Below are 10,761 nucleotides of genomic sequence, written 5' to 3'. Positions count from 1 at the left end.
ATAGAAAACTATTAATCAGCCTTCTGCTTCTATGCTCAAACGCGACGCTCCCCTTGGGAGCGTCCGCCATAGTGTTGCACTGCTTAAACCCATCCTCCGTCGAAACCCACATGCCCTGTGGTTTAATTACGCCCTCTCGCAAACTCTATATCCCTACCGCCCATGGAATACCCTCATGACTCAGCGCAACGCAACCAAAGTCCTGGTCATCGGTTATGTCTGGCCCGAGCCTCGGTCTTCAGCGGCCGGCGGCTACGTGATGCAACTGCTCGGGACCTTCCTGCAACAGGGCTGGGACGTGACCTTCAGCAGCCCGGCCGGGGCTGGCGAACACCAGGAAGACCTGACGGTGCTGGGTATCCGTGAAGTGCCGATCGAGCTGAACAACAGCAGTTTCGATACGTTCGTCAGCGAGCTGGCACCGGATATCGTGCTGTTCGAACAATTCATGATGGAAGAACAATTCGGCTGGCGTGTCGAACAGCACTGCCCCGAGGCCTTGCGCGTGTTGGGCACCCAAGATTTGCAAAGCCTGCGGCATGCCCGCCAGCAGCGCCTCAAGAATTGCCTGAAAGCCAGTGACGATACTAACGACTTCAGCGACCTGTTCGCCCCGGCCTTGCGTGAAGAATTCGAACTGATGACCGACACCGACATGGCCAAGCGGGAGATCGCGGCGCTGTACCGTTGCGACCTCAACCTGATGATTTCCGAATTCGAAATCGAGCTGTTGGCCGAGCAGTTCAACGTACCGCGCAACCTGTTGCACTGGTGCCCGTTGATGGTCGATGCGCCCGACAGCCCGCCCGCACCGTTCGAGGATCGGTCGCACTTTATCCATATCGGCAACTTTCGCCATGCGCCCAACTGGGATGCGGTGCTCTGGCTGAAAACCACGATCTGGCCGCTGATTCGCGAGCAGTTGCCCACTGCGCAATTGCACATCTACGGGGCCTATACGCCGCCCAAAGCGACGGCCTTGCACAATACGGCCCAGGGTTTCCATGTGATGAACTGGGCAGAAGATGCGTTGCAAGTGATGTCGGCGGCGCGGGTGTGTCTGGCGCCTTTGCGTTTCGGTGCGGGCATCAAAGGCAAAATCGTCGATGCGATGCTCTGTGGCACGCCGAACGTCACCACCCCTGTCGGCGCCGAAGCCATGCACGGCGAGAGTCCCTGGCCTGGCGCGGTGACCCGCACGGCGCGCGAGTTCGCCGATTGCGCCGTGCAACTCTATAAAGACCAGACACAATGGACACACGCTCAGGCTACCGGTCTGGCGCTGCTGGCTGATCGTTATCAACTGCAAACACACGGCCCGGCCTTGATTGCAAAACTCGAATATTGCCAACAACACCTGGCTGAAATCAGAAGAGACAACTTTACCGGCAGCATGTTGCGCCATCACCAGCACAAGAGCACTCAATACATGTCGCAATGGATTGAAGCGAAAAACCGCTTTAAGGAAAACGCCTGATCGTTAAACTCGCTGCAACTTTCGACCCGATAACGGTGCAAGGATGCACGATGAATAACGCCCTCGCCATACAGTCACCTGACTTCTCTTACATCACCAGGAACTTTACTTCTCACAACTGGATGAGCAACCTCCCTGTCCTGGATGCGCTATCACTCGCAGAGCTTGTATTGCCCGGTGCGCATAATGCCGGCGTCGACAAAAAGGCCACTTATGCGACGCCGGGGATCAGTCACTGGGCTGCTTGTCAAAATCATTCTTTTTATTCTCAATTGACCCAGGGAGCCCGGGCGCTGGACTTAAGGCTGGAATATGAAATCGGTAACAACGGCGTGGGGACTTTCTGGTTTCAGCACAATGATTTCCGTTCTTCGAGGTCTCTGGAAAATCTGATCATGAGCGTCATCCGGTTTTTGCAGGAAAACCCGGACGAGTTCCTCATTCTGGATTTTCACCAATTGAATGCGGGTAACCAGCGCTTTGACCATCAGGAGTTCAACAGGCTGTTGCTGACGCATCTGGGTGACCGGATGATTCCTTCGAGCAATACATCCCTGACACTCGGCCAACTGAAAAAGGCCAGTCATGCCCGGCGCGTGATGGTCGCTGCGCAGTATCACCCTGCGCTCGATGCAACGTTCTTTTGTCAGTGCATCGAACACCTGTGGAGCGGCATCGGCACAACCAGTGTCAGCGAACTGAACGCTCATATCACCCGGGTTATGAATTACCCACCAGGCCGGTCCACACCGTGGTCGCTTTCCGCAACCAGTTACCACGTAACCGGAGGGCCGGTGAACATTCGGGAGCACCTCGATCAATGGTTCGATCCCGCGCTGGATGACTGGATTCTGAACAGCAGCATTATCAACGCAGACTTTTTTGAAACATCGACGCTGGTTCGCCACTGCCGCACCGCCAACCTGATCAAGGCAAACGCGAACAATCATTAATTTGTGCATATGTTTCCGACACTGGCGATGTCGCAATGGACTCCTATGCTTTCTTTACAGCGACCCACTTCATCCAACGGACGGGATGAAGCCACTAAAAGGAATGACAATGACCCGATCTACAGAAGGAACGCTTAACAAAAAACAATGGATGAGCAACGTCCTTGAGATCGACCGAATCAAACTGACGGACGTTATCTGGCCCGGCACGCATAACAGCGGCATGGACAAACAAGCGCCCAACTATGACGTCGTGATCGGCAACTGGACCACGTGTCAAAACGATTCATTTGCCTGGCAATTGGCAAACGGCGCCCGAGCGTTCGATATCCGTCTCGGCTATACCGCAGGACACGACCAATCCGTTTTTTATTTTCACCACAATGGCTATCAGTCCCATCGCGTCATCGATGAGTTGATCGATGCTGTGTCGACCTTCCTTGATCAAAACCCGGATGAGTTCATCGTTTTCGATTTTCACCAGTTGGGGGATGGCTCGAAGCCTTTCGACGCAAAAAAGCTGAATGACCTGCTGGTGAGCCGCCTCGGCAATCGGATCATTGCGCCCTCCGATGCCACGAAAACGGTGGGCGAACTCAAAAGAGTCAGTACACGCCGCAGGTTGGTGCTGGCGGCGGCGTTTGTGCAAGGCCTGGACGATGATTACTTCTGGCCACGCATCACCCACAAATGGAGCGGCGAAGTCTTCACTGACACAACGGAACTGGAACGGCACATATCCAGCACGCTGCAACACGCGCCTTACCCAACCTTTCTCTGGTCGTTGTCCGCCACCAGTTATGGGTTTCTCGGCGGGCCGCAGGACATCAAGAACCAGATCAACGACTGGTTCGACCCGACCCGGGACTGGGTGACGCGCTGCGGCATCATCAATACGGATTTTTTCGATGAGTCGGACATCGTGCGTTATTGCTGGATCGCCACCAGCATGAAGGCCGTTTATGGCAGCGCCCTGCACCGGCCAGAAGACGCGTAACGCCCTTTGACGTGCCGCAAGCTGGCGTTGTCAGCCTGGAAAGGGGCATGATCAAGGCGCGATAACAAGAAAAGCACCCTGACATGACCCGAACTGCCCGAGTGACCGACCCTTCCTATGAATTGATGGATGACCACAATGGGTTGTCCATCATTTATCGTCAGCACGGCTTCCCCTGCCCACTGGTGCGGTGGCATTTCCACAAGGAATACGAACTGCACCTGATCGTCGCCAGTTCCGGGAAAGTGTTCATTGGCGACTACATTGGCAATTTCTACCCGGAAACACTGTTCCTTACCGGCCCCAACCTGCCCCATAACTGGATCAGCCAGGTTGCCGAGGACGAAGTGGTGCCCGAACGCGACATGCTGGTCAACTTCACCGACGAGTTGTTCGAGAGCGGTCACCAGGTGTTTGCCGAACTCAATACGCTTGCGCCCTTGCTGGAGCGCGCCCAATACGGCATCGAGTTTCGCTGCAAACGCACGATCCGCCAGGCCATGACCTTGATGCAGCGCATTGCCGACACCAAGGGCATGACCCGCCTCGGGCACTTTTTCATTTTGCTGGAGCTGCTCGCCGCCTCCGACGACTACCAACTGCTGTCCGGTGCGACAACCCCACAACTGGCGGACGAACACAACATCGATCGCACTAACCGGGCGGTGGATTACATCTTTGCCCACTACGCCCGCGAACTGCCGCTGGAGGAAGTCGCCGAGCACCTGGGCATGAAGCCGACGTACTTCAGCCGCGTGTTCAAACAAGCCACCGGGCGCTGCTTCATCGAGTTCGTCAATCGACTGCGCATCAGCAAGTCTTGCGAACTGCTGGCCGATGGCGACAAACCGGTGACCGATGTGTGTTTCGAGTCGGGCTTCAACAATATTTCCAATTTCAACCGGCGTTTTCAACAACTGAAAGGCATGACTCCATCGCACTACCGGCGGTTGGCGGTGCAGCGGTTGACCGAGCAAAACCTGGGTTAACCGCTCTGGGGAATGCGTCAATTTTCAGATCGAATCGCCAGCAAGCCGGCTCCTACAAGGATTGCGCAAGACCTGTAGGAGCCGGCTTGTTGGCGATGAGGCCATTAAAACCTGTACAAAACCGATGCCCGTTTACCCCTGCAACGCCTTTCCTTGTATCTCCCCCCTCTAACACCAGTGCAAAATAGTATCGATTCAAGTGCGATGGATGATTTGTCTCATCCTCAATTGAAGGCTGTAATCAGTGCACATTCTTCCCCCCCAGGAAGACACAAAAACAATAACTGTCCTTCTGCCCCCATCGGGCGCAGAAAAGGAGTGCACGATGCAACCTTCGGTAAAAGCTCTGCTGGCCCTCACCTGCATGACCCTCAGTAGCGTCAGCCTCGGCGCGCAAACCCTGACCATCGCCACCGTCAACAACAGCGACATGATCCGCATGCAAAAGCTCTCGAAAACGTTCGAAGCCGAGCACCCGGACATCAAGCTCAATTGGGTGGTGCTGGAAGAAAACGTCCTGCGCCAACGCCTGACCACCGACATCGCCACCCAGGGCGGACAGTTCGATGTGTTGACCATCGGCATGTACGAAGCTGCACTCTGGGGCGCCAAGGGCTGGCTGGAACCGATGAAGGATTTGCCCGCCACTTACGACCTCGACGACGTTTTCCCATCCGTGCGTGAAGGTTTGTCGGTCAAGGGTTCGCTGTACGCCCTGCCGTTCTACGCCGAAAGCTCCATCACCTACTACAGAACCGACCTGTTCAAGGAGGCCGGGCTGACCATGCCCGAGCGCCCGACCTGGGAACAGATTGGCGAATTCGCCGGCAAACTCACCAACAAAGACAAAGAACAGTACGGCATCTGCCTGCGCGGCAAGGCCGGCTGGGGCGAGAACATGGCGCTGATCACCACTGTCGCCAACGCCTATGGCGCACGCTGGTTCGATGAGAAATGGCAGCCCGAATTCACCGGTCCCGAGTGGAAAAACGCGCTGAACTTCTACGTCGACACCATGAAGAAGTCCGGCCCGCCGGGCGCGTCGAGCAACGGTTTCAACGAAAACCTGGCGCTGTTCAACAGCGGCAAGTGCGCGATCTGGGTCGACGCCAGCGTTGCCGGTTCGTTCGTCACCGACAAGAGCCAAAGCAAAGTCAGCGAACACGTCGGTTTCACCTACGCGCCGCACCAGACCACCGATAAAGGATCAGCCTGGCTCTATTCCTGGGCGCTGGCGATCCCGACCAGTTCCAAAGCCAAGGACGCGGCAAAAACCTTCAGTGCCTGGGCGACTTCAAAGGAGTACGGCGCACTGGTCGCCGAAAAGGACGGCATCGCCAACGTACCGCCAGGCACTCGGGCCTCGACCTACAGCGACGCCTACATGAGCGCCGCGCCGTTCGCCAAAGTGACACTGGAATCGCTGAAAGCGGCGGACCCGAGCAAACCGACACTCAAACCAGTGCCCTACATCGGCATTCAACTGGTGACCATTCCCGAGTTCCAGGGGATTGGCACTCAGGTGGGCAAGTCGTTCTCGGCAGCGCTGATCGGTCAGACCACGGTCGATCAGGCCTTGGCTGCCGCCCAGCAAACCACCGAACGCGAGATGAAGCGCGCGGGTTATCCAAAGTAACCCTGGCGTCCCCGCTCTCGCCTTATGTGGGAGCGGGCTGGCTCGCGAAGGGGACGACAGCCTCGACATCAACGTTGACTGACACACCGCTTTCGCGAGCAAGCCCGCTCCCACATGGAATCTTCTCAGGTCTGTATGACTCGGTTCTTTGCCATGAATATTTCAACTGCCAAAGCTCACATGGACATTCCCCAGCCGTTGCGTAAAAGCCGGTTGGCCAATCCCGGCTGGTTTCTGGTCAGCCCCTCGGTGGCGTTGTTGCTGCTGTGGATGATCGTGCCGCTGGGCATGACGCTGTACTTCTCGATGATCCGCTACAACCTGCTCAATCCCGGTGAAAACGAGTTCGTGGGACTTGAGAACTTCACCTACTTCCTGACGGACTCCGGGTTCATGCCCGGCGCCACCAACACCCTGTTGCTGGTGGGCAGCGTATTGCTGATCAGCGTGGTGTTTGGGGTGTTGATCAGCGCGTTGCTGGAGGCCAGTGAGTTTCTCGGTCGCGGCATCGTGCGGGTGATGCTGATCTCGCCGTTCTTCATCATGCCCACCGTCGGTGCGCTGATCTGGAAGAACCTGATTTTCCACCCGGTGTCGGGGATTCTCGCCTACGTCTGGAAGCTGTTCGGCGCGCAGCCGGTAGACTGGCTGGCGCACTACCCGCTGCTGTCGATCATCATCATTGTGTCCTGGCAATGGCTGCCGTTCGCGATCCTGATCCTGATGACCGCCATGCAGTCCCTCGACCAGGAACAGAAGGAAGCCGCACGCCTCGACGGTGCCGGGCCGATCGCGATTTTCTGGCACCTGACCTTGCCGCACCTGGCAAGGCCGATTGCCGTCGTGGTGATGATCGAAACCATCTTTCTGCTCTCGGTGTTCGCCGAAATCTTCACCACCACCAACGGCGGCCCCGGCTACGCCTCGACCAACCTCGCCTACCTGATCTACAACCAGGCGCTGGTGCAGTTCGACGTCGGAATGGCGTCCGCCGGTGGCTTGATCGCGGTGGTGATCGCCAACATCGCGGCGATCGTGCTGGTGCGGATGATCGGCAAAAACCTGACAGACAAAGCCTGAGGCCTGCGCCATGACCCTTCAACAATCCCGCCGTCTGCAAAGCCTGCTGCTCGGCACCCTGGCCTGGGCCATCGCGATCCTGATCTTCTTCCCGATCTTCTGGATGGTGCTGACCAGTTTCAAAACCGAAATCGACGCGTTCGCCACGCCGCCGCAGTTCATCTTCACCCCGACGCTGGAGAACTACCTGCACATCAACGAGCGCAGCGATTACTTCAGTTTCGCCTGGAACTCGGTGGTGATTTCGTTCAGCGCCACGGCCCTGTGCCTGCTGATCGCGGTGCCGGCGGCCTATTCGATGGCGTTCTACGAAACCCAGCGCACCAAAGGCACGCTGCTGTGGATGCTCTCGACCAAGATGTTGCCGCCAGTGGGCGTGTTGATGCCGATCTACCTGCTGGCCAAGAGCTTTGGCCTGCTCGATACGCGGATCGCGCTGATCGTGATCTACACGCTGATCAACCTGCCAATTGTGGTCTGGATGATTTACACCTACTTCAAGGACATACCCAAAGACATCCTCGAAGCCGCACGCCTCGATGGCGCCACGCTGTGGCAGGAAATGGTCCGGGTGCTGCTGCCCATTGCCAAAGGTGGCCTGGCTTCCACGGTGCTGCTGTCGCTGATCCTGTGCTGGAACGAGGCGTTCTGGTCGTTGAACCTGACCTCCTCGAAAGCCGCGCCACTGACCGCATTGATCGCTTCGTACTCGAGCCCGGAAGGCCTGTTCTGGGCCAAGTTGTCGGCGGTGTCCACGCTGGCTTGCGCGCCGATCCTGATCTTCGGCTGGATCAGCCAGAAACAACTGGTCCGCGGCCTGTCGTTCGGCGCGGTGAAATGAAGATTACTGACACGCCACGATCCCTTGTAGGAGCCGGCTTGCTGGCGATGAGGCCCTTGGATATTGCATTGCTCTCGAGGCCGTCATCGCCAGCAAGCCGGCGCCTGCACAAAGCGTGCGCGGCTCAATCTGAATAACTAAAAGCGGAGGCCCATCACCATGGCCAACCTGAAAATCAAGAATCTGCAAAAAGGCTTCGAAGGCTTTTCCATCATCAAAGGCATCGACCTGGAAGTGAACGACAAGGAATTCGTGGTCTTCGTCGGCCCGTCGGGCTGCGGCAAATCCACGCTGCTGCGGCTGATCGCCGGCCTGGAAGAAGTCAGCGGTGGCACCATTGAACTCGATGGCCGCGACATCACCGAAGTCAGCCCAGCCAAGCGCGACCTGGCGATGGTGTTCCAGACCTACGCCCTGTACCCGCACATGAGCGTGCGTAAAAACATGTCGTTTGCCCTCGATCTGGCCGGCGTACCAAAAGCCGAAGTCGAGAAAAAGGTCGGCGAAGCAGCACGCATCCTCGAGCTCGGGCCGATGCTGGAGCGCAAACCGAAACAGCTGTCGGGCGGCCAGCGTCAACGCGTGGCCATCGGCCGCGCCATCGTGCGTAACCCGAAAATTTTCCTGTTCGACGAACCGCTGTCCAACCTCGACGCCGCCCTGCGCGTGCAGATGCGCCTTGAACTGTTGCGCCTGCACAAGGAGTTGCAAGCGACGATGATCTACGTGACTCACGATCAGGTCGAAGCCATGACCATGGCCGACAAAGTGGTGGTGTTGAATGGCGGCAGGATCGAGCAGGTCGGTTCGCCGCTGGACCTGTATCACCAACCGGCCAACCTGTTCGTCGCCGGCTTTCTCGGCACACCGAAAATGGGTTTCCTCAAGGGGCAAGTCACCCGTGTCGACAGCCAAAGCTGCGAAGTGGCGCTCGATGCCGGCACCCGCATCACGTTGCCATTGAGCGGCGCCAAACTGAGCGTCGGCGGCGCGGTGACCCTGGGCATTCGTCCGGAACATCTGGAACTGGCGCAAACCGGCGACTGCACGCTGCAAGTCACCGCCGACGTCAGCGAGCGCTTGGGCAGCGACACCTTCTGCCACGTGCTGACCAAGTCCGGTGAAGCGCTGACCATGCGCGTTCGCGGCGACCTGGCCAGCCGTTATGGCGAAACCCTGAGCCTGCATCTGGACGCCGAACACTGCCATTTATTCGATGCCGACGGCGTGGCGCTGACCCGCCCGTTGCGCGCTGCGGCCTGATTTCAGAGAGCCTGTGATGAAACTGAATAAACAGAACCTGCACCACCTCGCACCCGAAGTGGTCCTGCCCGCCTACGCCCTGAGCGATACCCGCCAAGGTATCGCGCACATCGGCGTCGGCGGTTTCCACCGCGCCCATCAGGCGTATTACACCGACGCCTTGATGAACACCGGCGAAGGGCTGGACTGGGCGATTTGCGGCGTCGGCCTGCGCGCCGAAGATCGTCGCGCCCGAGACGATCTGAAGGAGCAGGATTACCTCTTCACCCTGTTCGAGTTGGGCGACACCGACGACACCGAAGTCCGGGTCATCGGCGCGATCCGCGACATGCTGCTGGCCGAGGACGGCGCGCACGCGTTGATCGATAAACTGGCCAGTCCCGAGATCCGCATTGTCTCGCTGACCATCACCGAGGGCGGTTATTGCATCGACGACAGCAACGGCGAATTCATGGCGCATCTGCCGCAGATCCAGCACGACCTGGCGCACCCGGATTCGCCGAAAACCGTGTTCGGTTTCCTCTGCGCCGCACTGGCCAAACGTCGTGCCGTCGGTACGCCGGCGTTCACTCTGATGTCCTGCGATAACCTGCCGCACAACGGTGCGGTGACCCGCAAGGCGCTGCTGGCCTTCGCTGCTTTACGCGATGCAGAACTGCACGACTGGATCGCCGCAAACGTGAGCTTTCCGAATGCCATGGTTGACCGCATCACACCGATGACCAGCACCGAGCACAAACTGCAATTGCACGACAAACATGCAGTCGACGATGCCTGGCCGGTGGTCTGCGAACCGTTTGTACAGTGGGTGCTGGAAGACAAATTCGTCAACGGGCGTCCGGCCTGGGAAAAGGTCGGCGTGCAGTTCACCGACGACGTAACGCCGTATGAAGAGATGAAGATCAAACTGCTCAACGGCAGTCATCTGGCACTGACGTATCTCGGGTTTCTGAAGGGCTACCGTTTCGTTCACGAGACCATGAACGACCCGCTGTTTGTGCGCTACATGCGCGCCTACATGGACCTGGACGTGACACCGCAGCTGTCGCCCGTTCCGGGGATCGACCTGACCGAGTACAAGAACACGCTGGTCGAGCGTTTCTCCAATCAGGCGATTGCCGATCAGCTGGAGCGCGTGTGTTCGGACGGCTCATCGAAGTTTCCCAAGTTCACCATTCCGACGATCAACCGTTTGATTGCCGATGGCCGGGAGACCAAACGTGCGGCGTTGGTCGTGGCGGCGTGGGCGTTGTATTTGAAGGGGGTGGATGAGCACGGCGATACCTACTCGATCCCTGATCCACGCGCCGCGTTTTGCCAGGCGCTGGTGGCGGATGATGCGTTGATTACCCAGCGGTTGCTGGGGGTTGAAGAGATTTTTGGGACCGCGATTGCGCGTTCGCCTGAATTTGTGGCGGCGTTTGAGTGGTGCTGTAACAGTTTGCGCGAGGTGGGTGTGACGCGGACGTTGGAGCGGGTGTTGGCGTAAGAGCGGCGGTGAAATGACCGCCGTCATCGCGAGCAA

Annotated in this window: 9 protein-coding genes; all 9 read left to right on the top strand. The window is 58.1% G+C overall.

Annotated features, from left to right (window positions below; genetic code table 11):
• The first annotated feature begins 175 nt into the window (after positions 1-175).
• The 9 genes from FBY04_RS19585 to FBY04_RS19545 all read left to right on the top strand — a co-directional run bounded on the left by FBY04_RS19585 (position 176) and on the right by FBY04_RS19545 (position 10,725).
• A complete protein-coding gene (locus tag FBY04_RS19585; protein WP_145316367.1) occupies positions 176-1,477 on the top strand; it encodes a glycosyltransferase in 1,302 nt (433 codons plus the stop codon).
• Between the two features lie 50 nt (positions 1,478-1,527).
• Positions 1,528-2,430 (top strand): phospholipase, encoded by a 903-nt coding sequence (locus FBY04_RS19580; RefSeq protein WP_145316365.1) that lies wholly within the window; start codon positions 1,528-1,530, stop codon positions 2,428-2,430.
• Between the two features lie 109 nt (positions 2,431-2,539).
• Complete coding sequence (locus tag FBY04_RS19575; protein ID WP_084322937.1) at positions 2,540-3,427, top strand: phospholipase; 888 nt, start codon at positions 2,540-2,542, stop codon at positions 3,425-3,427.
• An 83-nt stretch (positions 3,428-3,510) separates the two neighbouring features.
• Positions 3,511-4,416 (top strand): AraC family transcriptional regulator, encoded by a 906-nt coding sequence (locus FBY04_RS19570; protein WP_145316363.1) that lies wholly within the window; start codon positions 3,511-3,513, stop codon positions 4,414-4,416.
• Positions 4,417-4,741: 325 nt separating this feature from the next.
• Positions 4,742-6,052, top strand: coding sequence for a sugar ABC transporter substrate-binding protein (locus FBY04_RS19565; protein ID WP_084321635.1), 1,311 nt, complete (start codon positions 4,742-4,744; stop codon positions 6,050-6,052).
• 180 nt (positions 6,053-6,232) lie between these two features.
• Positions 6,233-7,132 carry a carbohydrate ABC transporter permease gene (locus FBY04_RS19560; RefSeq protein ID WP_256667091.1) on the top strand — a complete coding sequence of 300 codons (900 nt, stop codon included), beginning with the start codon at positions 6,233-6,235 and terminating at the stop codon, positions 7,130-7,132.
• A gap of 10 nt (positions 7,133-7,142) precedes the next feature.
• Positions 7,143-7,973, top strand: a complete 831-nt coding sequence (locus FBY04_RS19555) for a carbohydrate ABC transporter permease (RefSeq protein ID WP_007936731.1) — start codon at positions 7,143-7,145, stop codon at positions 7,971-7,973.
• 159 nt (positions 7,974-8,132) lie between these two features.
• Positions 8,133-9,236, top strand: a complete 1,104-nt coding sequence (locus FBY04_RS19550; RefSeq protein ID WP_145316359.1) for an ABC transporter ATP-binding protein — start codon at positions 8,133-8,135, stop codon at positions 9,234-9,236.
• A 16-nt stretch (positions 9,237-9,252) separates the two neighbouring features.
• Entirely contained in the window at positions 9,253-10,725 is a 1,473-nt protein-coding gene (locus FBY04_RS19545; protein ID WP_145316357.1) for a mannitol dehydrogenase family protein, read from the top strand.
• Positions 10,726-10,761: the final 36 nt, after the last annotated feature.

The sequence above is a fragment of the Pseudomonas sp. SJZ080 genome, from assembly GCF_007828295.1.
Lineage (GTDB): Bacteria > Pseudomonadota > Gammaproteobacteria > Pseudomonadales > Pseudomonadaceae > Aquipseudomonas > Aquipseudomonas migulae_A.
The sequence above is the reverse complement of the archived record's forward strand: the minus strand, read 5'-3'. Positions and strand labels throughout refer to the sequence as shown.

Coding starts and splice junctions, on each gene's coding strand:
- FBY04_RS19545 (WP_145316357.1), top strand. CDS start 9,253: ATGAAACTGAATAAACAGAACCTGCACCACCTCGCACCCGAAGTGGTC.
- FBY04_RS19585 (WP_145316367.1), top strand. CDS start 176: ATGACTCAGCGCAACGCAACCAAAGTCCTGGTCATCGGTTATGTCTGG.
- FBY04_RS19575 (WP_084322937.1), top strand. CDS start 2,540: ATGACCCGATCTACAGAAGGAACGCTTAACAAAAAACAATGGATGAGC.
- FBY04_RS19565 (WP_084321635.1), top strand. CDS start 4,742: ATGCAACCTTCGGTAAAAGCTCTGCTGGCCCTCACCTGCATGACCCTC.
- FBY04_RS19570 (WP_145316363.1), top strand. CDS start 3,511: ATGACCCGAACTGCCCGAGTGACCGACCCTTCCTATGAATTGATGGAT.
- FBY04_RS19580 (WP_145316365.1), top strand. CDS start 1,528: ATGAATAACGCCCTCGCCATACAGTCACCTGACTTCTCTTACATCACC.
- FBY04_RS19550 (WP_145316359.1), top strand. CDS start 8,133: ATGGCCAACCTGAAAATCAAGAATCTGCAAAAAGGCTTCGAAGGCTTT.
- FBY04_RS19560 (WP_256667091.1), top strand. CDS start 6,233: ATGGACATTCCCCAGCCGTTGCGTAAAAGCCGGTTGGCCAATCCCGGC.
- FBY04_RS19555 (WP_007936731.1), top strand. CDS start 7,143: ATGACCCTTCAACAATCCCGCCGTCTGCAAAGCCTGCTGCTCGGCACC.